Raw genomic sequence first — 23,669 nt, forward strand, 5'->3', positions numbered from 1 at the left:
AGGCACCCGCTCGGTCGTTGATCGGACTCTCCGGGCCACCGGGCGCAGATCAAGAAGTGCTCAAGGTTTCGCGTACGGGGCCGATAGGGCTGCCCACGCGTCACTGGAAAGGACTCCCGGATGCGCCTGACGTCCCGCACCCTGGCCCGCGGCTGGCTGCTCCTCGCCTCCGCGGTCATCACCGCGCTGCCCGTGACCGTCTCCGCGACCGCGGCGGAAGCCTCCGGTGGCCGCCCGTCCACCCTGCCGCACGCCGTCGGGGGGCTGCTGCCGAGCGCCGGGCGCACCCCGGCGCGGGTCCGTGGCGGCGCCCACGCTCTCGATGTCCTGCCCACCAGCGTCGACCTGCGCTCGTACGCGCCGGCTCCCGGCGACCAGGGTCAGATCGGCGCGTGTGTGGCCTGGTCCATCGGCTACAGCATCATGGGTTACTACGCGACCCGCACGGGCGGCTCCGGGGCCCCGTACGCACCGCTGTTCCTGTACATGCGCAACGTCGTGGCGGGCGGCGCGCCCAATGCCGGGCTGAACCCGGACGCCGTCCTCGCGAACGCGCAGACCGCCGGCATCGACACCCAGGCCGACTACTGGCAGGGCACGACGAACTGGAAGAGCGCGCCGACCGCGGCGCAGATCGCCAACGCCCGCAACTACCGGGTGAGCGGCTGGACCCGGCTGTTCAACGGGGCCGGGCAGGGCGCCACGGCCCGGACCGCGATCATGCAGGCGCTGGCCTCGGGCAGCCCGGTAGCCCTGGGCATCCCGGTCTTCCAGGACTTCATGTACCTGCGCAGCCACACCGTCTACTCGACGCTGACCGGCACGAACCTCGGCGGCCACATGATCGCCGTCTACGGGTACGACGCCCAGGGCGTCCTGATCCGCAACTCGTGGGGGACCGGCTGGGGCAACGGCGGCGACGCGAAGATCTCCTGGGACTTCGTGACCCGGCAGGCGTCGGCCGCGTACACGGTCAACGGGATCAGCACCCCGGCCGCGCCGATCGCGGTGGCGCCGACCGTCGCGTCGCTGTCGGTCGCCAAGGGCGCCGCGGGCACCTCGGTGACCATCACCGGGGCCGGCCTGGCCGGAGCCACCGCGGTCCGGTTCGGGGCCACCACGGCGTCGTTCCAGCCGGTCACCGCGAACGGCGTGACGAAGCTGGTGGCCGTCGCACCCGCGCACGCCGCCGAGACCGTCGACGTCACCGTCTCGAACGACGCCGGGACCAGCGCGGTCAGCGCCGCCGGCAAGTTCACGTACCTGCCGCCGGCGCCCGGCATCACCGCCCTGTCGACCACGACCGTGAGCGTCTTCGGCGGTCAGACGGTCACGCTCACCGGCACGGACCTGACCGGCGTCACGGCCGTGAAGATCGGCACCTCGGTCGCGACCGCGAAGGCCGTCACCGCGAGGTCGCTCAGCTTCGTCGCGCCGGCGCGGACCGCCGGCACCTACCCGGTCACCGTCACCAACAAGTACGGCACCAGCGCCGCCGGGCAGCTCACGTACGAGAACCCGCCGCCGCCCACGGTCACCGGGCTGACGCCGGGTAGCGGGCCGACGTACAAGCCGACGTCCGTCGTGGTCGCGGGCACGTACCTGACCGGCGCCACGAAGGTCACGCTGGACGGCAAGGTCGTCTCCTTCGCCAAGGTCTCGGACAGCCAGCTGAAGGTCACGCTGCCCGGGCACGCCGCGGGACCGGCGGCCCTGCGGGTCACCACGCCCGGTGGGGAGAGCACGGTCGGGTCCTTCACGTACGTCGCCCCGCCGGCGCCCGCGATCACGTCCGTCGCGCCGGGCAGCGGTCTCACGTACGCCCGGACGTCCGTCGTCGTGACCGGGGTGAACTTCGCCGAGTCCGGCAGGCTGACGATCGGCGGCGTGGTCGCGGCGTACACGAAGGTCTCCGACACCCAGATCAAGGTGACCCTGCCGGTGCACGCGGCCGGCACGTTCCAGCTGCGGCTGACCACCCCGGGCGGCACGACCGCCGAGGTGCCGGGCGCGGCGTTCACCTGGATCGCCCCGCCGGTCCCGGTGGTGACCGCGCTGAGCACCAAGACGGGCTCCACCCGGACGGCCACCACGGTCACGGTCACGGGTACGACCCTGACCGCGGCCACCAAGGTGACGGCCGGCACGCTCACCGTGCCGTTCGTCAGGATCTCGGACACCGCGCTGCGGCTCACCGTGCCGCCGCGCGCCGCGGGCTCGGCGAACATCGTGGTCACCACCCCGGGCGGCGCGAGCCGGCCGGCCTCGTTCGCCTTCGTCGCCCCGGCGGCGCTCTCAGCCCGATCCCTCACAGTCCCGGGTGGCACGGGAACGCCGGCCCAGCTCGTCCTGAGCTGAGCCGGCGCCGGGCGGGCCGGGGCGGCGACGAGCCACCCCGGCCCGCCTCGGCGCGCCCGCGGACGGGTAGCGGCATCCTGGGCGCATGACGCTCACGAGCCGGCCCGCCACCCGGGCCGACCTGCCCGCCCTCCGGCCGCTGATCGACGCGGCGATCGCCCGCCTGCAGCGCGACTTCCTCGACCCGGACCAGATCGCGTCGAGCCGCGCCATCATGGGCCTCGACACCCAGCTCATCGACGACGGCACGTATTTCGTGGCCGAAATGGACGGCGTGCTCGCCGGCTGCGGCGGCTGGAGCCGGCGCGCCACCCTCTACGGCGGGGACCACTCCACCGGCCGCGACCCCGCCCGGCTCGACCCGGCCCGCGACCCGGCCAAGATCCGCGCCATGTACACCCACCCGGCGTACGCCCGTCGCGGCGTCGGCCGGCTGATCCTGGCCACCTGCGAGGCGGCCGCCGCGGCCGAGGGCTTCACGGTCCTGGAGCTGATGGGCACCCTGTCCGGCCGTCCCCTGTACGAGGCCGCCGGCTACCGGGTGGTCGAGCACCTGACGGACGCGGCGGGCGGTGTCCCGGTCCCCCTGGTCCGCATGCGCAAGGAGCTCGCCGGAAGTGTCGTGATACCCCCGCGGCAGGGTGCGGGGCATGACTGAGCACCGCACCGCCGTGGTCACCGGCGCCAGCCACGGCACCGGCCGGGGAGTCGCCGGAATTCACCGGCCGCGCGGTGGTTGCGCTGAAGCCGCGCCCGGCGCGAGGCGCGTCGGCCGGGCCGGATTTCTCGGCGGGCGCGTGCAACCCGGATCGGTTCCGGTCTCGTGCTTATCGGGACCGAACGGATAGGGGTGGGGATGAGCGATCGGGACGGGGCGTTCGCCGAGTACTTCGCGGCCCGGTCCGGGGCGATGCGCGGGACGGCGTACCTGCTGTGCGGGGACTGGCACCGGGCCGAGGACCTCGTGCAGGCCGCCTTCACGAAGCTCTACGTGAACTGGAACCGGGTGGGGCGGCACGACGCGCTGGACCCGTACGTCCGCAAGGTGTTGATCCGGACCTTCATCGACGACGGGCGGCGCGGCTGGTGGCGGCGGGAACGGCTGCAGGAGCCGCCGGTCGAGGCGCCGGCGGCCGAGCATTCCGCCGACGACCGCGTCGATCTGGTGCGGGCGCTGGCCGCGGTGCCGCCACGGCAGCGAGCCGTCCTGGTCCTCCGGTATTGGGAGGACATGTCGGTGGACGACGTGGCCGCCGCGCTGCACTGCTCGCCGGGGACGGTCAAGAGCCAGGCGGCGCGCGGGCTGGACGCGTTGCGCTCGCTGATCTCCCACCCCGTGACAGCCGAGTGAGAAGAGGCAGCGTGAACGGGAACGACCTGCGGGAGGCCCTGCGCGCCACGATGACCGCCACCCGTACGCCCCCGCCCATGGAGTCGGCGGCCGCAGTGGCATCCGGGCGCCGTGCCGTGCGCCGCCGGACCTGGACCGGCGCGGGAGCGACCGCCGCCCTGGTGGCCGCCGTGCTGGTGGCCGGGCCGCTGATCGCCGGTGACCGGAGCGGCGATCCGGTGCAGGCGGGCGCGCCACCCCAGCCGACGCCGCCCGCCTCCACGCCCGGGGTCACCACCACGCCCTCCGGCGCGGAGACGAAGCCGTCGTGGCCGCTCGACGGCGACGGTCAGCCGCAGGAGGACGCCACCGCGCGGTCCGGCGAGCGCTACGAGAAGGGCCGGCAGCTCTTGGACGAGCTGCTCAACGTCGTACCCGAGGGTTACACGAAGCCGGAGGGCACGGCGCGCGACGGGATCCCGTTGCGCGAGCACCAGGCCGCGGTCGAGGCCCACGACTCATGGGGCTACCTGGCCTCCACCGCGGTCTCGGACGGCAAGGGCACCGGCCGGCTGCTGGCTGAGGTCCACACGCCGGGGAACGGTCTGTCCACCGAGCCGTGCAAGCTGGCGGCCGAGTTCTGGGGGCTGGGCGGCGACTGCCACGTGGTCCGCGTCGGCGGGGCCAGGGTCGGGGTCGCGTCGGCCTCCGGCTCGGACCAGCGCATCGACCAGTGGGCGGCGTACCGCCACCCGGACGGCATCGTGGTGTACGTGGCGCAGTCCCGCACGGCCACCAACGACGACCCGGGCCTCGCGCCGCTGAAGAAGCTTCCGCTGAACGCCACCGACCTCGCGGCGCTGACGGTGGACCCGCGTTTCCACCTGAATTAGGACGGTCAGCAGAAGCGGCGCAGGTGCTTGGCCAGCTGAGCGCGCCACGACGGCCAGTCGTGCGGGATCTCCGGGCCCCACAGGTCCAGCTCGTGCCGGATCCCCTTGTCGGCCAGCAGGTGGGCCATCCGCAGGGTCGCCGGGAGCGCGCCGGTCGTGTCCTCCCAGCGTCCCTGGCCGCACACCAGCAGCACGGTCAGCCGGTCGCGCAGCCACGCGAGGTGGTCGCCGTGCAGGTGGGCGACGTAGTCCGCGGGGTTGTTGAAGTAGACCGCGTCGCCGCGGTCGCCCCAGCTCTTCCACGTGCCCGGGTCGTAGTTGCCGGAGAAGCACAGGGCCGCCGGGAAGAGATCGGCGCGCTTGAAGGCGAAGTTCACCGCGTGGTACGCCCCCAGCGAGCACCCCAGCGTGGCGATCTCCGAGCCCGGCCCGGTGTCGTCGCGGATGTGCGGCACGACCGCGTCGAGGATCCACGTCTCGTACGCGGCGTGCCGCCACGCCCGTTCCTCGAGCGGCAGATGGTGGGCCGACCACGTCTCCGCGTCGAAGGAGTCGACGCAGTACAGCTTCACCCGGCCGGCCTCGATCAGCCCCTCGGCCGCCCCGACCATGCCGTTGCGGGCGAACTCCCAGGCGTCGCCGCCCTCGCTGGGGAACACCAGCACCGGCCGGCCCCAGTGCCCGTAGACGGCGACGGTGCCCCGGCGCCCGCCCGAGGGCGCAGCCAGGTCGACGGAGTAGTGGCGCACTCCCCCACGCTAGAGCGACGCCGCGGTGGCCGCGCGATAGCGTGGGCCGGATGTGGAGACGCCCGGGATACGCAGCCGCCGCCCTCTGCCTCGTCGCCGGCGGTGCGAGCTGCTCGGACCGGCCCCCGGCCGCCGCGCCGGCGTCGGTCGCCGCTCCCCCGGCCGCGCCCGCGTCCTCCGCACCGGCGCCCTCCGCCTCCGCCTCCGCCTCGGCCTCGGCCCCGGCCGACTGTGTGACCGGGACGCTCGGCGGGATGTCCGTGGAGGAACGGGCCGGTCAGGCCCTGATGATCGGTACGCCGGTCGGGTCGCCGCGGCAGCTCGAGGCGTCCGTGCGCCGCTACCGCCTCGGCGGGGTGTTCCTGGCCGGCCGCAGCACCCGGCCGGCGTCGGCGTTGCGCGCCGACATCGCCGCGCTGCGCGGGGCCTCGCCCGTGCCTCCGCTGGTCGCCATCGACCAGGAGGGCGGCAACGTGCAGACCCTCAAGGGCGACGACTTCCCCCGGATGCCCACGGCCGAGCGGCTGGGCCGCGGCCCGCAGGACGGGCTGCGCGATGCCGTACGCGACAGCGCGCAGCGCCTGCACGGCATCGGTGTCACCGTCAACCTCGCCCCGGTCGCCGACACCGTGCCGGCGAGCATCGGCGTGGGCAACCCGCCGATCGGGGCGTTCCACCGCCAGTACGGCTCCAACCCGGCCGAGGTCGCCGGGGACGTCGGGACGGCGGTGACCGCGTCGCAGGGCGAGGGCGTGCTGACCGTCCTCAAGCACTTCCCCGGGCTGGGGCGCGTACGCGCGAACACCGACGTGTCCCGCGACGCCGTCGACGCCACGACGACCGCCACCGACCCGTACCTGCAGCCGTTCGCGGCCGGCATCCGGGCGGGCTCGGCCGGCGTCATGGTGTCGTCGGCCCGGTATCCGCGGCTGGACCGGGGCAGCATCGCCACGTACTCGAAGCCGATCATCACCGGCCTGCTCCGGGAGCGGCTCGGCTACGACGGCCTGGTCATGTCGGACGACGTCGGCGCGGCCGACGCGGCGGCAATCATGCCGGTCGGCGAGCGGGCCGTCCGGTTCGTGGCGGCCGGCGGCGACATGGTGCTGACGATCCGGCCGCAGGACGCCGGCCCGATGGCCGAGGCCCTGGCCGCCGAGGCCCGCCGGACGCCGGCGTTCGACGCCCGGCTGAGCGACGCCGCCCGGCACGTGCTGGCCGCGAAGGACCGCGCCGGCCTGCTGCCGTGCTCGAAGACACAGTCCTTGCCTTGACGCCGGTGGCAAGGCCTAGCTTGGGTCGCATGCTGATCGGGGAGTTGGCCGAGCGGGCCGGCACCAGCGCCCGCACGCTGCGGTACTACGAGGAGCACGGCCTGGTCGAGCCGCGCCGCGACGCCAACGGCTACCGGCGGTACGACGAGGGCGAGTTGCGCGTCGTGCACGAGATCCGGGCGCTGCTGGCGGCCGGCTTCGGGCTGGACGACATCCGGCCGTTCGTGGCGTGCCTGCGCGCCGGCAACGCCGCCGGGCCAAATGTGGCCTTCAGTCCGGTTGTGGGCGGCGGTGGGGTGGTTGGATGGGGCCCGACTCGGTTGCGGTGCTGCGCCGCAAGCTCGCCGAGGTCGAGGGGTGTCTCGATCAGCTGTCCGCGGTCCGGGACCGGTTGCGCGCCCAGCTGGCCCAGGCCATCGAGGAACGGGAGACCCGATGCCTGAAGATTCGCTGATCACCGTCACCGACGCGACGTTCGCCGAGGTCGTGCTGGGTGCGCGGCTGCCTGTGCTGGTCGACTTCTGGGCGGAGTGGTGCCCGCCGTGCCGCCCTGTCGCGGTGACCCTGGCGGAGCTCGCCGGCGAGTTCGCCGGGCGGGTCCGGCTCGCCAAGATCAACGCCGACGAGAACCCGGAGACCACGCGGGCGTACCGGGTCCTGTCGATGCCGACGCTGATGGTGTTCCGCGCCGGGATCGTGGTGAACACCATCGTGGGGGCGCGGCCGAAGGGGATGCTGCGGTCGGCGCTCACCGCGGCCGTGGAGCCGTACGCGAACCGCTGACTCAGCCCGGCGCGCCGGAGACGGGTACGCCGTGGTCGAGCACCTTGGCCGAGACGGTGAGGGTCTTGTGCTTCTGCGGGCCGCCGCCGACGGTGTAGATCGCGTACGTGTGGGTCTCGGTGGTGCCGACCGCGCCGCCGCAGGAGAAGGTGAATTCCTGGGTGCCGTGCTTGCTCACCGGCCCGTACGTGCCCGGGGTGCCGGTCGGGTCGTCGACGGACAGCGCCCCCGAGTCCGCGCCGCTGATCTTCCAGCTGATGATCAGCGGGACGGCCTTCGTCTCGTAGGCCGTCGTGCCCTCCGGGCACCTGGGCTTCTGCACGACCTTGAACGAGACGATGCGCGGGCCGTCGGGCTGCGGCTCGGTGGCCGGGCGCGTGGTGGTGGCGTGGGTCGGGGTGGTCTTCGGCGTCACGACGTTCTCGGTGGTGACGCCGGCTCCGGCCGCCTTGTCGCCCCCGGAGCCGCCGAGCCCGGCGACGGCGCCGGGAGCGGCGGAAGAGCCCGGAGCGGCGGACGGGTCGGATGAGCCGCCGCAGCCGGCCAGAGCGGTCATCGCGGCGGTGAGGACGATAACGGTCGGGACGATGGGTCGGACGGACATTGCCGGACCTCCTGAGCTGCTCCTGCACCCGCATCGGGCGTGGCACCGACAGTAGAAGCCCGGTGCCGCGAGGTAATCCCGGAAACGTGCCGTCCGCGGAAATGGTCGTACCGTTTCACTCAACCGGGGCGCGTTCCCGGCGATTTTCGACACATGACCGGCAGCACCCTCGTCGAGGCCCCGCGTACCGCGGCGGCCGTGCAGGTGGCCGCGCTGCTGGACCAGGCGGAGGGTCGCCGGCTGGCCGGCGACTACCGGGCCGGTTCGGAGCTGGCCCGGCAGGCCGCCGAGCTGGCCGGTTCCGCGGGCGACGGCAGCGGGCAGGCCCGGGCGCTGCGGTCGATGGCGAACCAGCTGCTGCGTCTCGGCGAGCAGGAGGCCGCGGTCGCCGCCTGCCGCGAGGCCGTCGCGGTGCTGGAGACCTGCGGCGACGAGGCGGCGATCTGCGAGGTGCTCACCGTCCTCGCGATGCCGCTGAACGAGCTGGGCATGCACGAGGAGGCTCTGGAGGAGCTGGCCCGCGGCCGGGAGATCGCCCAGCGGCTCGGCGACCGGAGCCTGCTGTACTGGGTGCACAACCGCACCGGCGTGGTGCACGGCAGCATGGGCGATCACGAGCTCAGCACCGAGTACCTGATGCGCGCCCTGACCATGGTCGACGGCATGGACGCCGAGGCGCGCTTCTGCATCCTCAACAACGTCGGCGACAACGCGGTCCACCAGGTGCCCAAGCTGCGGGCAGCCGGCGCCGACGTGCGGGCGCAGGCGATGTTGCACGACGCCCTCGGGTACGTGGACGAGGCGCTCCGGCTGGCGCGCCTGGCCGGCAACCCGTTCCGGGAGGCGATCTGCCTCGACAACTACGGGATGCTGCGCGCGCTCGACGGCGACTTCGAGGCCGCGGACCGCATGATCGACGACTCCCGGGCGATCGCGGTGATCCACGGGTACCGGTCGCTGGAGTCGGGGGCCCTGCAGCACCAGGCACGCGTACGGCTCATGCGCGGCGAGTGCGCGGCGGCGATCGAGGGCCTGCTCGCCGCCCTGGACCGCGCGATGGACGCCGGCGAGAAGCCGATGGCCATGGAGATCCACCGGGAGCTGTCCGGGGCGTACGAGCTGGTCGACGATTTCGCGGCGGCGCTGCGGCACTACCGGGCGTACCACGGGCTGGAACGGGCCGCGCACAACGACGTGGCCGCCGCCCGGGCCCGGGTGGCGGTGCACCAGTTCGAGCTGGACAACGCGCGGCTCGAGGCGGAGCTGGCCCGCGTCCGCAGCGCCGAGCTGGAGGCGGCGAGCGTGTCCTGGCAGCGGCAGGCGACCGAGGACTCGCTGACCGGGCTGCCGAACCGGCGCGGCGCGGAGCTGCGGCTGCCGGAGATGACCGGCGGTCCGCTGTGCCTGGCGATCGCCGACGTCGACCACTTCAAGGGCGTCAACGACCGCTTCGGCCATCCCGTCGGCGACGAGGTGCTGCGCCGGCTCGCCGCGGTGCTGCGGGACAACGTCCGCGAGCTGGACCTGGTGGCGCGGCTCGGCGGCGAGGAGTTCCTCATCGGACTCGACGGGGCCGACCTCGCCGATGCGCGGGCCCGGTGCGAGCTGTTGCGGGCGCAGGTGGCCGCGTACCCGTGGGAGAGCCTGGAACCCGGCCTCAGCGTGACGATCAGCTTCGGCGTGGCCGCGGTCCCGCCCGGCGGTGACCTGAGCGACGCGATGGCCCGCGCCGACCAGTGGCTCTACGAGGCGAAGCGCGCGGGGCGCAACCGGGTCGAGGCCGGATAGCGCGGCGGGGCGGGAGCCACGGCGCCTCGGCCGCGCCGCGTGTCCTCAGGCGTCCGGGGCCGTGTCGCCCAGCGGGGCGAGCAGCTCCTTACGTCCCTTTCGCCGCACCGGGACGCCGCCCGCCCGCGGTACGCCGGCGGGCGGCGGGACACGTCCCCCTCGGCCATGTCCGAGGGAAAGATCCGCACGGGCGTCCCGCTGATACCGCCGTGCGCCCGATGTCGGGTTGCCGACCTCGACGACCACCTTGCGTACCCGGACGATGACGCGCTGGTGGTGACGGTCGGTCACCGCCGCGCGTCTGCCATCATGGCCGGATGCTTGTCGTTGGTCGCCTGCTCCGAGGTGTCGTCGCGGTCGTCGCCGCCGCCGGGTTCGCCGGGTGTTCCTCGGACGACCCGAAGCCGGACCGGAACACGATCAGCGTCGACACGCTGCGCAACGCGCTGCTCAAGCCGGCCGACGTGGGACCGACGTGGAAGGTGCCCACCGAGTCCGCAGCGCCGGAGCAGCTGGTCAGCATCTGCGGCGCGGACACCGCACCCGCGGCCGTGCCGGGCAAGCCGTCCGTCGTCTCGGCGCCGCTCTCCGACGAGGGCACCGAGGGCGTGCAGAGCCTGACCCAGATCGGCCTCGTCTACGAGGACGCCGTCTCCTCCGCGACCGCGCTGGCCACGCTGCGTACGGTCGCCGACGCCTGCCCGCCCAGCGCGCAGCGGCCGGCCAAGACGGGCGACCGCGAGGAGCCCGCCTACACGGAGACCGCCACCACGTCCCCGCTGGAGGAGGGCGCGTGGACCGGCTTCGTCACCATCCGCAACAAGCAGTACGACAAGGCGCACCCGGCCACGGCCGACGTCGCGGTGGTGGCGCTGTCCCGCGGCAACGTCGTCCTCGTCGAGCAGTACGCGATCTACCGCCTCGGCAAGTCGGACGCGAGCGCCAACCCGCAGTTCTCCTCCGACTGGCAGAAGCTCGTCGGCACGACGCTGAGCCGCATCACCTGATCAGCGGGGTTTTCCCGCGCTGATCAGGTGATGCGACGACCTCGTCGCCGACCCGGAAGCCGGTGGTCGGGCCACCGGTGGCCCGCAGCTCACCCCGAAATCTCATGCGGCCGAGAATAATCCCAGCTCAGCGCACAGGGTCCAGATCGCGGCCGGCCGTGTCCGGGGTCAGCGGCGTGGGTTCGGGAACGTCGCGGACCCCGGCGAGCCGGCTGGGCCACCACATCCACCGGCCGACGTCCAGGGTCAGCGCGGTCACCAGCACCGAGCGCACCACCAGGGTGTCCAGCAGCACGCCGAACGCCACCGCGAAGCCGATCTCGGCGAACGCGGTCAGCGGCAGGCTGCCCAGCGCGGCGAACGTGCCCGCCAGCACGATGCCCGCCGAGGTGATGACGCCGCCGGTGGCCGCGAGGCCGACGCGCGCGCCGCGCCGAGTGCCGAGCCGCTGTGCCTCCTCGCGGACCCGGGTCATGAGGAAGATGTTGTAGTCGATGCCGAGCGCCACCAGGAAGACGAACACGTAGAGCGGGAACGACGTGTCCTCGCCGGCGAAGCCGAACACGTGCCGGAACACCAGGGCGCTGACTCCGAGCGCGGCCGCGAACGACAGCACGACCGTGGCGATCAGGATCAGCGGCGCGACCACCGCGCGCAGCAGCAGGCCCAGGATCACCAACACGACGAGCAGGACCAGCGGGATGATCAGCCGGTTGTCGTGGTCGTTGGCGTCGTTGATGTCCAGCGTCATGGCCGTCATGCCGCCGACCTGCGCGCCGCCGACCGGGTGGACGGCGTCGCGGACCCTCGTGATGGTCGCCATGGCCGCGGCGCTGTCCGGCGCCGAGTCGAGCACGGCCTCGAACTTCACCAGGTCGCCGTCGACCACCGGCTCGCCGACGGAGCTGATGCCCGGCGTCGCGGCCACCGCGGCCCGGATCTGCGCGGCCGCGGAGTTCTGTCCGATCACGACCACCGGCTGACCCTGGCCGGCCGGGAAGTGCCGGGCCAGCGCCTGCTCGCCGGCCACCGACGGCTGCTCGCTGGTGAACTGGTCGGCCTGCGTGAGGCCGTCGGCCTTCAGCTGCAGCAGGCCCAGCGACATCACGCCGAGCACCATCGCGGTCACCGTCCACACGATGCGCGGCCGGCGCGCGATGCGCCCGCCCAGCCGCGCCCACACGCCGGTCGCGGTCGGCTCGGCCGTGCCGTACCTGGGGCGTACGGGCCAGAAAAGCCAGCGCCCGCAGATGACCAGCAACGCGGGCAGAAGGCTGATCATCGCCAGCAGACCGACCACGATGCCCAGGGCGGCCACCGGGCCGAGGCCGCTGGTCGAGTTGAGCTCCGCCAGCGTCAGGCAGGACATGCCGACCGCGACGGTCGCCGCGCTGGCGATGATCGCCGGACCGGCCCGGTGCAGCGCGAGCGCCATCGCCTCGTGCCGGTCCTCGTGCCGGCGCAGCTCCTCCCGATAGCGGGCGACCAGCAGCAACGCGTAGTCGGTGCCGGCGCCGAAGACGAGCACGGTGAGGATGCCCGCGCTCTGGGCGTTGACGACCAGCCCGGCGTGCTCGGCGAGCAGGTAGATCACGGCCTGGGAGGTGGTCAGCGCGACGCCCGCCGAGACGATCGGCAGCAGCCACAGCACCGGGCTCCGGTACGTGATCAGCAGGATGATCGTCACGACGGCGAGCGTGGTGTAGAGCAGGGTGCCGTCGATGCCCTCGAACGCGCCGGCGGAGTCCGCCGCGGTCGCCGCCGGGCCGGCCAGGGAGATCGCGAGCCCGTCCGACGGCTTGCCGGTCACCGCCTTGATGCCGTCCACGACGTCGACGATCTTCTGCCAGCCGTCCTCGTCGACCTTGATCGGCACGATCGTCTGCAGCGCCTGCCCGTCCTTCGCCGGCACGGGACCGGCCACCTGACCGGCGACCCCGGGAACCCGCTGCAGCCCGGTGACGTCGGCCGTGGCCTTCGCCCGGTCGGCGGCGGTGACGCCGCCGCTGCGCTCGTACACGATGACGGCCGGCACGATGTCGTCCGGACCGAACCGGGCCTGCAGGTCGGCGACCTCGGTCGCCTCCGCGCTGCCCGGCAGCCAGGCCGAGTTGTCGTTCTTCTCGACCCCGGTCAGCTTCCCGGCCAGCGGCCCGGCGACCGCGAGCACCACCACCCACAGCCCGAGGACGATCCACTTCGTCCACCGGCCACAGACCAGCCACGCCATGACGTATCCCCCCGATCACGTTCGACCGTGCCGGAGCGTAGGCCTGCCCGGTCCGCACCAGAAGCGGTAAACCGACAGCTCAGGGGTTAATCAGGGGCGTTGATCACGGGGTCGGCCCGAACGTCCGATGCGGCCGGTCGGGCAACAGGTCAGCGGCCCACCCCAGGCGTGGTGGGCCGGACGGTCAGGCGGCCGCCGCGGCGCCGGCGGATTCCACCGCGGCGCGGATGCACTGCGCCAGCCCGATCGCCTGGACGGCGGACAGCACCGGCGCCCTCAGCTCGAACGCCAGGCTGCCGGGACGCAGCGAGAGCAGCCGGCTCGTGGTCTGCAGCTGCGCGACCGGCGTGCCGGCGCCGTCGGTCAGCGTGAACTCCCGGGCGCTCCAGTTGCCCTTGGTGGCCAGCGTCCGACCATCGGGCAGGGACACCACGCCGCGCCCGGTCGGCCCGGTCCAGCCGCTGAACTTCAGCGACAGCAGGAACTGCGACTCGGGGCCCATCACCTCGTACTTGTTGCCCCAGAAGCCGGCCTGGGCGCCGGTGGCGAGCAGCGTCGTCCCGGTCGCGTCCAGGATCTCGAAGCGGCCGCGCGCGGAGAGCTTACGGCGGCGGACGGTCGCGACAGGCAGGCCGTCGCCCGTGGTCACGGCGGAGGTCGTGCCGAAGACGGAGGTGTCCGGCAGCAGGAGGACACCGACGAAGGGTGCGTTCATCGTCACATTCTCGCTACCGTGCGCAAGCCCGGGATTGGCTCGCGCTCCGGCGGGCAGCCAGAAATGAGGACGCGGACGCCGGCTGTGGCCGTCCTGGAAACGGGTGTGATGGGCGGCGCGATGGCGCGCCGGATCGCCGCGACCGGCATGCCGACGGCCGCCTGGAACCGGCGGCGGGCGGGCGCCGAGCCGCTCGCCGAGGTGGGCGCGACCGGGCAGGCGTCCCGGGTGAAGCTGGTCGACAACCTGCTGGCAGGCGCAGAAGCTCGCCCGGGTCCGCGAGGACGACTTCAGCCCCGAGTACGCGCTCGGTGATCGTCCGCGCCCTGGACCGGTAAATCCGTCGCCGCGATTCGGCGATCTCCGTACCCTTCTGCCGTATCACCGCGACCGGAGGGGAGACGACCATGCGCTACCGCATCGACGTCGTCATTCCCGCGTCGCTCTTCGAGCTGATCCTCGTGTCTGGCGTGCCCGGTCCCGGCCGCGCCACCGGGGCTGGACGTTCCTGACCGTTGCGCGTCTGTCGCGGCGGCCGGGTGGGCGCTGTCCACCGTCGGATCATCTCGGAAGACGAACGACCATGCGCATCCGCAACCTCGGCATCCTCGCCCACGTCGATGCCGGCAAGACCACCCTGACCGAACGAATCCTGTACGCCACCGGCGCCACGTACAAGCGCGGCGAGGTGCACGACGGGACGACCGTGACCGACTTCGACCCGCAGGAGCGCGACCGTGGCATCACGATCTTCGCGGCCGCGGTCAGCTGCGACTGGGCCGGGCACCGGCTGAACCTCATCGACACCCCCGGGCACGTCGACTTCTCCGCCGAGGTCGAGCGCTCGCTGCGGGTGCTCGACGGAGCGGTCGCGGTGTTCGACGGGGTCGCGGGGGTCGAGCCGCAGAGCGAATCCGTGTGGCGCCAGGCCGACCGGTACGGCGTCCCCCGCATCGCCTTCGTCAACAAGCTGGACCGGGCGGGCGCGGACCTCGGCGCCGCGGTCGGCTCCATCCGGGAGCGGCTCGGCGTCGAGCCGCTCGTGGTGCAGCTCCCGATCGGGCGCGAGGACGGCTTCCGCGGCGTCGTCGACCTGGTCGGCATGCGGCAGCTGTCCTGGGCGGACGGCGAGCTGCACGAGGCTCCGGCGACGGGTCCGGAGGCCGTGGCAGCGCGCCGGCGGCTCGAGGAGGCGGTGGCCGAGCGGCACGCCGGCGCCCTCGACGCCCTGGCGGACATGTCCGACGCGACGCTGCGCGCGGCGCTGCGGGACCTGACGCTCAGCGGGGACGGGGTCGTGGTGCTGTGCGGGTCCGCGTACCGGAACCGGGGTGTGGAACCGCTTCTCGACGCGGTGGTCGACTACCTGCCGGGTCCGGCGGGCGATCCGGCCGCCGACCCGGCAGCCCTGGTGTTCAAGGTGCACGCCGCGCGCACCGGGCGGCTCACCTATGTGCGGGTGTACGAGGGCACGCTGCGCAAGGGCGACGTCGTGTGGGACGCGGGCGCCGGGCGTACCGAACGGATCGCGCGGGTCCTGCGGGTGCAGGCCGACCGGCACACCGAGGTGGACCGGGCGGCAGCGGGCGACATCGTCGCTCTCGCCGGGATCAAGGCGTCCCGGGCGGGGGCCACGCTGTCGAGCCGGGCCGCACCGGTCCTGCTGGAGGCGCCGGCCACGGCGGAGCCGCTGGTGTCCGTGGCGGTCGAGGCGCGCCGGTCCGCCGATGCGCCCAAGCTGCCGGCCGTGCTCGCGGCGCTGGTCGACGAGGACCCGTCGCTGACCGTGCGCACGGATCAGGAGACCGGCCAGACGCTGCTGTCGGGGCTGGGCGAACTGCACCTGGAGGTGGCGGTGGAGAAGATGCGGCAAGCCTCCGGCCTCGCCGTGACCGTGGGCCGGCCGCAGGTCGCGTACCGCGAGACCGTCGTGCGCGGCGTGACCGGAATGCTGTACCGGCACGTCAAGCAAGTCGGCGGCGCCGGGCAGTTCGCCCACGTCGTGCTGGACGTGGAGCCGCTGCCGGGCACCGGTTTCGAGTTCGCGTCGGCGGTTACCGGGGGGCGGGTGCCGCGCGAGTACGTGCGCGCGGTCGAGGCCGGGTGCCGGGAAGCGCTCGCCGAAGGTCCGATGTGCGGGCACCGGGTGGTGGGGCTGCGGGTCACGCTCACCGACGGGCTCACGCACCCGAAGGACTCCTCGGAGTTGGCGTTCCGCGCTGCCGGCCGGTTCGGCCTGCGGGCTGCGCTGCGCGCTTGCGGGATGGCGCTGCTCGAGCCGGTCGCGGAAGTCACGGTCAGCGCGCCTGCCGACGCGCTCGGCGGGATGCTCGGCGACCTCGCGGCGCGGCGCGGACAGGTCACGGCCTCGACGGTACGGGCGGTCACCGCGGTGGTGCCGCTGGCGGAACTGTTCGGGTACGCGACGCAGCTGCGCAGCCGGACCCGCGGGCGGGGCACGTTCACCTCCCGTCCGGCCGGATACCGTCCCGCGGCGTGAGCGGTGGTACGGGCTCGGTACGTGTCGTACCCGGCCCGTACGATGCCGTGCCGTGGGTAGCAGCTATCAGACGGTTCTCGCCACGGGCGAGCTGACGGACGTACGCGCGGCCGTGGCCGCCTCGGGCCAGCGGGCGGCGGTCATCCCGGCCGGCCCGGCGCGGTGGGCCGTGGTGCCGTTCCAGCAGGACGGGTATGCCGAGACCGCGGAGCTGGCGCGGCTCCTGAGCCGGCCGGCGGGCGCGATCGCGGCGTCCTTCAACGTGTTCGACTCCGACGTCATGGCGGTCGGGCTGTATCGCGACGGCCGCAACTACCACGACTACCTGTCCGACCAGGAGTACGTCACCGAGGCCTGGGACGACGACGACAACGAGATCCAGGTGGACTTCCTCGGCCGCGAGTATCCCGAGGCCGCCGCGCTGCCCGCCGGGCCGTACGGCGCCGACCCGGCCGCGTTCACACCGCTGGCGGTCGGCGAGGTGGACGAGCGGGCCCTCACGACCGTGCTGACCGGCGAGTACCTGTTCACCGAGGAGCAGCACGCCGAGATGCTGCAGCTGCTCGGCATCGACGCGCGCCCGTTGCAGTTCACGTACGACGAGGCGGTCGCGTCGGGCCTGGCCGTCTGACGGGCGCCGTCACGACTGGGCGGCGAGCCAGCCGCAGTCGGAGCACACGTCGAAACCGCGGAACTGCGCGAGGCGGCGGCGTGCGCACACCGGGCAGACCACCCGGTACAGCTCGTGGTCGCCCGCGCGGCGGCGGGCCGGGTGCACGACGGTGAAGTGCAGGCGGCGCTGCCACCGCCCGTCGCCGGGGTCGACGGCCAGCACGCCGCTGCGGCGGGCCACGTCGATGCGGGCGAGCAGCCGGGTGTCGGCGCCGGCCGCCGGCGGCACGAGCAGCAGCGGCGCCACGTCCGCGGGCTTCACGTCCTCCACGCCGGAGATGACCGCGGCGTCGCGGCGTACGCCGTCCCCGCCGAGCGGGCCGACCGGCAGGTCCGTGCACCAGTCCGGGCGCGGGCCGGGGTCGAACTGGCCGAGCCGGGTCCGGAAGAGCACCCAGAGGCCGAGGTTCTCCGAGCCGGCCAGGCCGATCTTGACGTCGGCGCCGCGCTCGTCGTTGAGGCCGTAGAGCTGCGGTCCCCACTTGGTGGCCCGCTGGGCGGCCGCGACGGCGACGCCGATGCCCGGGTGGAGCACGTCGGCGACCACCTCGGTGAACCGCCAGAGCCCGCCGCGCACGACGTCGCCGGCGATCTCCGCGCAGGAGGCGGCCGCCCAGTCCGACACCCGGCGCTGCTGCGGCCGGTCCGGCAGCTCGGGCCGGCGAGGCCCGGGGACGCGGGAGTCCGGGTCGAACCACGACGGTCGTTCGCCGGGGAGATGAGGGTGGCCGGAACGCATTGACACATGCTGACACCGCGCCTCCGCGGCGACCACCCGGCGCGACCCTCCCCGGGGGCCGGAAAAGCCCGGCTGACCTGCGATGTCAGGGTCATGGCGGCGAGCCGCGGACAACCCTTTCGAGGGATTCGCGGCCCGCCGCCTTGACGGTGCTCAGAACGCGCCGGTGTAGAGAAGCCGGTTGGGTGAGCCGGAGCCCGGGTTCGTCACGACGCCGGTCGTCGCGTTCGACACGATCGCCGCGTGCACCTCCGCCGCGCTCGCCGCCGGGTGCGTGGCCAGGTAGAGCGCGGCCGCTCCGGCCACGTGCGGCGTCGCCATGGACGTACCGCTGATGGTGTTCGTGGCGGTGTCGCCCGTGCCCCACGCGGAGGTGATGTCGATGCCCGGCGCGAACACGTCGACGCACGTGCCGCGGTTGGGCCAGCTGGGCTTGCGGTCGCTGTCGTCCACGGCCGACACGGTGATGGCGGCCGGCACCCGGGCCGGGGACTGGGTGCAGGCGTCGAGGGCGATGAGGCCGAACAGCCCGTTGCCCGCGGCGATCGAGTAGCTGACGCCGGAGGCGATCGACCGGCCGACCGCGTCGTCGAGCGCGGTGTCGGCGCCGCCGCCGAGGCTCATGTTGGCGACCGCGGGCTTCACCGCGTTCGCGGTCACCCAGTCGATGCCGGCGACGACCTGCGCGGTGGTGCCGCTGCCCTGGCAGTTGAGCACGCGGACGGCGACGAGCTGCACGCCCTTCGCGACCCCGTACGAGGTCCCGCCGACCGTCCCGGCGACGTGTGTGCCGTGGCCGTTGCAGTCGTCCGCCGCGCCCCCGTCGACGGCGTCGAAGCCGCTCGTGGCCCGTCCGCCGAAGTCCTGGTGGGTGGTGCGGATGCCGGTGTCCACGATGTAAGCGTGCACGTTCGAGGCGGTGGTCGAGTACGTGTACGCCGAGTTCAGCGGCCTGCTGCGCTGGTCGATGCGGTCGAGGCCCCACGAGGGCGGGCCGGCCTGGGTGTCACTGGCCCGGTGCACGACGTTCGGCTGCACGTAGGCGACAGCCGGGTCGGCGGCCATCCGGCGGGCCTGCTGCGCGCCCATGGTGGCGGCGAACCCGCGCAGGGCGTGCGAGTACGTCCGCTGCACGGTGGCGCCGTGCCGCCTGGCGAGCGTGCGCGCCTGCCCGGCGACCACCGGCCCGCCCTGTTTGAGGACGACGACGTAGCTGTCCGGCACCACCTCGGCGCCGGCGACGGAGAGGACGGCTTTCTCGGCGGGCGCCGCGGTGGCGGGTCCCGCAGTGCCGAGCATTGTCAGGGTCACGGCGGCTGTGGCCGCGACCGTCCACCGGATCGACCTGTGCATGTACGCCTCCGGGGTCAAAGGGGTCAGGACCACCCCATCGACGCCTGAGAATATTCAGTCGGCCTCCGCGGGCGCTTCCAGCCCGGCTTTCTCGTCGCGATCTGCCCATTCGAGCAACGGCCGCAAGTCGTACGCGAGGTCGTCGATCGTCGCGTGCAGATCACCGAGCTCGGCGAAGCGCGCGGGCACCGTCTGCAGGGTGAAGTCGTCCGGCTCCACGTCGTCGACCTCCGCCCACCGGATCGGGGTGGAGACCGTCCCCCGCTGGTTGCCGCGCACCGAGTACGCGCTGGCGATCGTGTGGTCGCGCGCATTCTGGTTGAAGTCGACGAACAGCTTCCGCGGGTCCCGGTCCTTGCGCCACCACGTCGTCGTGACGTCGTCGGGGGCCCGGCGTTCCACCTCGCGCGCGAAGGCGAGCGCGGCCCGGCGTACGTCGCCGAAGCCGTGCTCGGGCTTGATGCGGACGTACACGTGCAGGCCCCGGCCGCCCGAGGTCTTCGGGTAGCCCGTGATGCCCAGCTCGTCGAGGACCTCGCGGGCCACGTGCGCGACGCGGCGTACGGTGGCGAAGTCGCACTCGGGCATCGGGTCGAGGTCGATGCGCCACTCGTCCGGCCGCTCGGTGTCGGCGCGGCGCGAGTTCCACGGGTGGAACTCCACGGTCGACATCTGCACGGCCCAGATCACGTCGCCGAGCTGCGTCACGCACAGCTCGTCGGCGTGCCGGTTGTAGCGCGGGAACGTGACCCGGACGGTCTGCAGCCAGGGCGGCGCGCCGTGCGGCACCCGCTTCTGATGGACCTTCTCGCCGGCCAGGCCGTCGGGGAAGCGGTGCAGCATGCACGGCCGTTCCCGCAGCGCGCGGACGATGCCGTCGCCGACGCTCCGGTAGTAGTTGACGAGGTCCAGCTTGGTCAGGCCGAGCTCGGGGAAGTACACCCGGTCCGGGTTCGAGACCCGTACGGTGTGCTCCCCCGCCTCCACCTCGATCGCGGGCGGCTTCGTGGCCATGGATCTCAACGTAGCCGGTCAGTCGTCCGCGCGGTGCCGTCCCACGTGGATCGGATCGCGCTGCTCGGGGATCGCTGCGGCCCGGCCGCCACCGCGGTGCTTGACCGCGTACATGGCGTGGTCGGCGGCGCGCAGTGCCTGGTCGGGGTCGTCCGCCGCGCCGGCCAGGTGCACGCCGACGCTGGCGCCGATGGTGACCTCGTTGCCCAGCACGAGGAACGGGCGCTCCACGCACAGCCGGACCCGCTCGCTCATCGCGTCGGCGTCGGACCGGTCGGTGATGCCCGGCATGAGCACGACGAACTCGTCGCCGCCGACGCGGGACAAAACGTCGTTGGCGCGGACACAGGCGCTCAGCCGCTCGGCGACCTGGCGCAGCAGCTCGTCGCCGGCCTCGTGGCCGTACGCGTCGTTGACCGGCTTGAAGCCGTCCAGGTCCACGAAGAGCACCCCGACCGACTCCTGCCGCAGCGACGAGCTCAGCGCGTCCTGCATGCGGCGGCGGTTCGGCAGCCCGGTCAGCGCGTCGTGCTGCGCCTCGTGCGCCAGCCGCTCCTGGAACGCGCGGTTCTCGGAGACGTCGCGGGCGTTGATGACGATGCCGGTGAGGGCCGGGTTGTGCATCTGGTTGGACGCGGTGAACTCGAACCAGGTCGCCTTGCCGGTGGAGTTGAGGATACGGGTCTGCAGCCGCAGCACCCCGTTGCGCTCGCCGAGCAGGCGCTCGAAGGCGCTCATCATCCGCTGCCGGTCCTCGGGGTGCACCAGCTCGAAGACGCTGCTGCCCTGCAGCGAGCCCGCCGGGAAGTGCAGCACCGACGCGGCACTCGGGCTGGAGTAGGCGACCCGCCCGTCGGCGTCGAGCACGGCGACCATGTCGGGGGCGTGCTGGAACAACGCCTGGAACTTCTCGTCCGCGCGCCGGCGCTGCACCTGGGTGCGGTAACCCAGGATCGAGATCCCGACCGCGCCGATCAGCAGCATCGCGAGCAGCGTCACGTTGATGGTCTGGCTGCGGCTGTGCACCGCGCCGTCGAACGACGCCATCGTCTGGATCCGGACGTACGCCCAGCCGCCCGGCAGCACGTCCCCGGTGACCACGATGGCGATCATGTCGGTCTTGCCCGAGCGGTACTCGACGAACGTCGAGCCGGCCGGGTTGGCCTTGGCCGCCGCCACGACGGCCGGGTTGATCTTCGTCCCGATCAGGGACGCCTCGCTGGCGAACAGGGCGGCGCCCGCGCTGTCGATGACGATGGTCCGGTGCGCGTCGGACTTCAGCCGCGCCGTGTACGCCTGCAGCGTCGTGTCCGCGAGCTTGTTGAAGCCGACGAGGACCGCGGCCACGGCCCCGCCGACCCGGATGGGGACGGCGACCGCCTCGACGGCGACCTTGTGGCCGCTGCCGTCGTACACGCTCATCAGCGAGGAGAAGCCCGGCTTGCCGCTGAGCAGCAGTCCGCGCATGACCTGGTAGCCGGGGTCGCTCGGGTCGGGCAGCGGGTTCGTCCGGGTGGCGTTGAGCACGGTGCCGTCCAGGCCGGTGATCGCCGCCCCGTACGGGAACTGCGCCGACTTGCGCACGTACGCCTCGAGGGCCCGCAGGTCGCCGGCGTGCCCGGCGCCGAGGTCGAAGGTCCGGGTCTGGGCGAACTCGCTGAGCTCCTTGGCGGAGAGCAGCTGCATCTGCCCGGCGAGGGTCGCGTTGTTGACCGCGAGCGCCTGTGAGTCGGCGCGGTGCACCGTGTCCGCCGCCCGCAGCGCCGACCGGTTCACGACCACGCCGACGATGCCGACGGCCACCAGCAACAGCACGCTGACGACCACGGCGATCCAGTTGCGCAGCCGCATCGATTGGCCTCCTCTCCAGGAGACCATCGGGCGCCTCCGGGCCGACCTGAGAAGTCCCCGGTCACCGTCGCCACGGCGCCGGGCGGCCCTGCAGCCACCACTGCAGGGAGCCGGTGACCCGGGGCAGGACGACGTACGTCATCAGCGGCGTCAGCGCGAGGGTGGAGGCCAGCGTGCGCACCACGACGTGCTGCCCGGCGAGCAGGTGCCCGAGCGTCACCGCCGACAGCAGGCTCAGCGGGAAGAACCCCACCCAGATGGTGACCGCCTGCTTCCAGCGGGGCGGGGCGGCGGGGGCCGGCTCGGCCACGGAGTGCTCGCGCGGCGGGTCGAACCAGCCTTCGATGCCCGTACGCTTCTCGACCCGGGTGTGCTCGACCATGCCCTGCGCGGACGACAGCCACCAGCGCCGCTGCGACGACTCCTCCCAGACCCGCAGCGCCTCCGCGTCGGCGAAGCGGTACAGCATGTGCCAGTCCGTCGAGCCGGGCCCCGGACGGATCCAGCCGACCCCGAGGAAGCCGGGGAAATCCTCGGCCAGCGCCGCGCCGGCGCGGACCCACGCGAGCATCTCCGCGGTGCGGGACGGGTCGGCCCGGCGGGTGATCGCCACGGTGACGGGAAGCTGGTGGATCGCGGTCTGCATACCCCTATCGTCGGTCGCCGGTGTTACGAACGGGCAGCCTCCGGCTGTGACGAAGAGCGCGTCCGAGCCCGGCGAGGAGTAGGTTCCGGGCATGATTCGAAAGCTCTCGATGGCCGCGCTCGGCCTGGTCACCCTCGCCGCCGCGGGCGGCTTCACCACGGGCGCCCCGGCCCCGGCGTGGCGGCTCTCCGACACGGGCGTCACGGCCCGCTTCCGCGGGCTCGCGCCGGTCAGCGACCGGGTCGCCTGGGTGGCCGGTTCCGGCGGCACGATTCTGCGTACGGTCGACGGCGCGCGCTCCTGGCAGCGGGTGGATCCCCCGGGTACGGCGGAGCTGCAGTTCCGCGACATCGAGGCGTTCGACGCCGGCCACGCCGTCGCGCTGACCATCGGTGAGGGCGACCAGTCCCGCCTGTACGCCACCTCCGACGGCGGCCGCACCTGGGCGGAGACGTTCCGCAACGACGACCCGGCGGCGTTCTACGACTGCGTCGCGTTCCTGGACCGCCGCCACGGCCTGGCCCTGTCGGACCCCGTCGGCGGCAAGTTCCGCATCCTCGCCACGGCCGACGGCGGCCGCTCCTGGTCGGTGCGGCCCACCGCCGGCATGCCGGACGCGCTGCCCGGCGAGTTCGCGTTCGCCGCGAGCGGCACCTGCCTGGTGACGGCGGGACACGGCGGCGCCGGCCGGGCCTGGTTCGCCACCGGCGGCGGTGCGCGCGCCCGGGTCTTCACCACGGCGGACGGCGGCCGCACCTGGCAGGTCACCGACAGCGGCATCCCGAGCGGCCCGAGCGCGGGCGTCTACAGCCTCGCCTTCCGCGACCCGCGCCACGGCATCGCGGTCGGCGGTGACTACGCCGTGCCGGAGACCGCTCCGGACGCCGCCGCGACCACCCGTGACGGCGGCCGCACCTGGAGCCCCGCGGCCGAGGAGCCCGGCGAATACCGCTCGGGCGCGGCCTGGCTGAGTTCGCGTACGGCCCTCGCGGCCGGGCCCACCGGCAGCGACATCAGCCGCGACGGAGGCCGCACGTGGACGGAGTTCGACAGCGGCAGCTTCGACGCGGTGCGATGCGTGCGGGGAGCGTGCTGGGCATCCGGCGAACAGGGCCGCGTGGCGACGCTGACCTGGCGTCGATAGGCGACGTTCGGTGGACTGT

General features: G+C 73.6%; 23 protein-coding genes and 1 pseudogene. 14 read left to right on the forward strand and 10 right to left on the reverse strand.

Annotation, left to right across the window (positions count from 1 at the left end):
- Nucleotides 1–120 precede the first annotated feature (120 nt).
- The 4 genes from AB0K03_RS04030 (at nucleotide 121) to AB0K03_RS04045 (ending at nucleotide 4,581) form a co-directional block, all read left to right on the forward strand.
- Nucleotides 121–2,358, forward strand: coding sequence for an IPT/TIG domain-containing protein (locus AB0K03_RS04030; protein ID WP_364680142.1), 2,238 nt, complete (start codon nucleotides 121–123; stop codon nucleotides 2,356–2,358).
- An 85-nt stretch (nucleotides 2,359–2,443) separates the two neighbouring features.
- Nucleotides 2,444–3,016, forward strand: coding sequence for a GNAT family N-acetyltransferase (locus AB0K03_RS04035; RefSeq protein ID WP_364680144.1), 573 nt, complete (start codon nucleotides 2,444–2,446; stop codon nucleotides 3,014–3,016).
- A gap of 198 nt (nucleotides 3,017–3,214) precedes the next feature.
- Complete coding sequence (locus tag AB0K03_RS04040; protein ID WP_364680146.1) at nucleotides 3,215–3,709, forward strand: SigE family RNA polymerase sigma factor; 495 nt, start codon at nucleotides 3,215–3,217, stop codon at nucleotides 3,707–3,709.
- Nucleotides 3,710–3,720: 11 nt separating this feature from the next.
- Nucleotides 3,721–4,581, forward strand: coding sequence for a hypothetical protein (locus tag AB0K03_RS04045; protein ID WP_364680147.1), 861 nt, complete (start codon nucleotides 3,721–3,723; stop codon nucleotides 4,579–4,581).
- A 5-nt stretch (nucleotides 4,582–4,586) separates the two neighbouring features.
- Here the strand turns inward: AB0K03_RS04045 and AB0K03_RS04050 are convergent, their stop codons facing one another.
- Nucleotides 4,587–5,330, reverse strand: coding sequence for an alpha/beta hydrolase-fold protein (locus AB0K03_RS04050; RefSeq protein ID WP_364680150.1), 744 nt, complete (start codon nucleotides 5,328–5,330; stop codon nucleotides 4,587–4,589).
- 50 nt (nucleotides 5,331–5,380) lie between these two features.
- Between AB0K03_RS04050 and AB0K03_RS04055 the strand changes: the two genes are divergently transcribed.
- From AB0K03_RS04055 to trxA, 4 genes and pseudogenes are all read left to right on the forward strand, one after another.
- The gene (locus AB0K03_RS04055; protein WP_364680152.1) at nucleotides 5,381–6,604 is read left to right on the forward strand and encodes a glycoside hydrolase family 3 N-terminal domain-containing protein; all 1,224 of its coding nucleotides are present in this window, start codon (nucleotides 5,381–5,383) and stop codon (nucleotides 6,602–6,604) included.
- 29 nt (nucleotides 6,605–6,633) lie between these two features.
- Nucleotides 6,634–6,762: pseudogene (locus AB0K03_RS04060) on the forward strand (MerR family DNA-binding transcriptional regulator); the annotation flags it as partial.
- Nucleotides 6,763–6,908: 146 nt separating this feature from the next.
- Nucleotides 6,909–7,058 carry a hypothetical protein gene (locus AB0K03_RS04065; protein WP_364680763.1) on the forward strand — a complete coding sequence of 50 codons (150 nt, stop codon included), beginning with the start codon at nucleotides 6,909–6,911 and terminating at the stop codon, nucleotides 7,056–7,058.
- Nucleotides 7,040–7,387: a thioredoxin gene (gene trxA / locus AB0K03_RS04070; protein ID WP_364680155.1), complete on the forward strand. Its 348-nt coding sequence runs from the start codon at nucleotides 7,040–7,042 to the stop codon at nucleotides 7,385–7,387. Before AB0K03_RS04065 ends, trxA begins: the two co-directional genes overlap by 19 nt.
- Nucleotide 7,388: 1 nt before the next feature.
- Here trxA and AB0K03_RS04075 read toward each other — a convergent pair whose 3' ends face one another.
- A complete protein-coding gene (locus tag AB0K03_RS04075; protein ID WP_364680157.1) occupies nucleotides 7,389–7,991 on the reverse strand; it encodes a hypothetical protein in 603 nt (200 codons plus the stop codon).
- 153 nt (nucleotides 7,992–8,144) lie between these two features.
- Between AB0K03_RS04075 and AB0K03_RS04080 the strand changes: the two genes are divergently transcribed.
- Nucleotides 8,145–9,779 (forward strand): diguanylate cyclase, encoded by a 1,635-nt coding sequence (locus AB0K03_RS04080; protein ID WP_364680159.1) that lies wholly within the window; start codon nucleotides 8,145–8,147, stop codon nucleotides 9,777–9,779.
- Between the two features lie 45 nt (nucleotides 9,780–9,824).
- On the opposite strand, the gene AB0K03_RS04085 is transcribed toward AB0K03_RS04080, so the two are convergent.
- Complete coding sequence (locus AB0K03_RS04085; RefSeq protein WP_364680162.1) at nucleotides 9,825–10,070, reverse strand: hypothetical protein; 246 nt, start codon at nucleotides 10,068–10,070, stop codon at nucleotides 9,825–9,827.
- 26 nt (nucleotides 10,071–10,096) lie between these two features.
- Between AB0K03_RS04085 and AB0K03_RS04090 the strand changes: the two genes are divergently transcribed.
- Nucleotides 10,097–10,786 carry a hypothetical protein gene (locus AB0K03_RS04090; protein WP_364680165.1) on the forward strand — a complete coding sequence of 230 codons (690 nt, stop codon included), beginning with the start codon at nucleotides 10,097–10,099 and terminating at the stop codon, nucleotides 10,784–10,786.
- Nucleotides 10,787–10,913: 127 nt separating this feature from the next.
- Here the strand turns inward: AB0K03_RS04090 and AB0K03_RS04095 are convergent, their stop codons facing one another.
- Nucleotides 10,914–13,016 (reverse strand): MMPL family transporter, encoded by a 2,103-nt coding sequence (locus tag AB0K03_RS04095; protein ID WP_364680168.1) that lies wholly within the window; start codon nucleotides 13,014–13,016, stop codon nucleotides 10,914–10,916.
- Between the two features lie 184 nt (nucleotides 13,017–13,200).
- Nucleotides 13,201–13,731, reverse strand: coding sequence for a hypothetical protein (locus AB0K03_RS04100; RefSeq protein WP_364680169.1), 531 nt, complete (start codon nucleotides 13,729–13,731; stop codon nucleotides 13,201–13,203).
- A 63-nt stretch (nucleotides 13,732–13,794) separates the two neighbouring features.
- Between AB0K03_RS04100 and AB0K03_RS04105 the strand changes: the two genes are divergently transcribed.
- The 3 genes from AB0K03_RS04105 (at nucleotide 13,795) to AB0K03_RS04115 (ending at nucleotide 16,862) form a co-directional block, all read left to right on the forward strand.
- Nucleotides 13,795–14,046, forward strand: a complete 252-nt coding sequence (locus tag AB0K03_RS04105; protein ID WP_364680172.1) for an NAD(P)-binding domain-containing protein — start codon at nucleotides 13,795–13,797, stop codon at nucleotides 14,044–14,046.
- Nucleotides 14,047–14,314: 268 nt separating this feature from the next.
- Complete coding sequence (gene fusA, locus AB0K03_RS04110) at nucleotides 14,315–16,231, forward strand: elongation factor G (protein WP_364680175.1); 1,917 nt, start codon at nucleotides 14,315–14,317, stop codon at nucleotides 16,229–16,231.
- A gap of 52 nt (nucleotides 16,232–16,283) precedes the next feature.
- Nucleotides 16,284–16,862, forward strand: coding sequence for a hypothetical protein (locus AB0K03_RS04115; protein ID WP_364680178.1), 579 nt, complete (start codon nucleotides 16,284–16,286; stop codon nucleotides 16,860–16,862).
- Nucleotides 16,863–16,871: 9 nt separating this feature from the next.
- Here the strand turns inward: AB0K03_RS04115 and AB0K03_RS04120 are convergent, their stop codons facing one another.
- From AB0K03_RS04120 to AB0K03_RS04140, 5 genes are all read right to left on the reverse strand, one after another.
- Entirely contained in the window at nucleotides 16,872–17,642 is a 771-nt protein-coding gene (locus tag AB0K03_RS04120) for a hypothetical protein (protein ID WP_364680180.1), read from the reverse strand.
- 153 nt (nucleotides 17,643–17,795) lie between these two features.
- The gene (locus AB0K03_RS04125) at nucleotides 17,796–18,995 is read right to left on the reverse strand and encodes a S8 family peptidase (RefSeq protein ID WP_364680183.1); all 1,200 of its coding nucleotides are present in this window, start codon (nucleotides 18,993–18,995) and stop codon (nucleotides 17,796–17,798) included.
- Nucleotides 18,996–19,049: 54 nt separating this feature from the next.
- A complete protein-coding gene (ligD, locus tag AB0K03_RS04130) occupies nucleotides 19,050–20,009 on the reverse strand; it encodes a non-homologous end-joining DNA ligase (RefSeq protein ID WP_364680185.1) in 960 nt (319 codons plus the stop codon).
- 18 nt (nucleotides 20,010–20,027) lie between these two features.
- Complete coding sequence (locus AB0K03_RS04135; RefSeq protein ID WP_364680188.1) at nucleotides 20,028–21,860, reverse strand: sensor domain-containing diguanylate cyclase; 1,833 nt, start codon at nucleotides 21,858–21,860, stop codon at nucleotides 20,028–20,030.
- 61 nt (nucleotides 21,861–21,921) lie between these two features.
- The gene (locus AB0K03_RS04140) at nucleotides 21,922–22,506 is read right to left on the reverse strand and encodes an antibiotic biosynthesis monooxygenase (RefSeq protein ID WP_364680189.1); all 585 of its coding nucleotides are present in this window, start codon (nucleotides 22,504–22,506) and stop codon (nucleotides 21,922–21,924) included.
- Nucleotides 22,507–22,597: 91 nt separating this feature from the next.
- Here AB0K03_RS04140 and AB0K03_RS04145 point away from each other — a divergent pair, with 91 nt between their 5' ends.
- On the forward strand, nucleotides 22,598–23,650 hold the full coding sequence (locus AB0K03_RS04145) for an oxidoreductase (RefSeq protein ID WP_364680191.1): 1,053 nt from the start codon (nucleotides 22,598–22,600) through the stop codon (nucleotides 23,648–23,650).
- Nucleotides 23,651–23,669: the final 19 nt, after the last annotated feature.

Source organism: Actinoplanes sp. NPDC049316, from assembly GCF_040677315.1.
GTDB lineage: Bacteria > Actinomycetota > Actinomycetes > Mycobacteriales > Micromonosporaceae > Actinoplanes.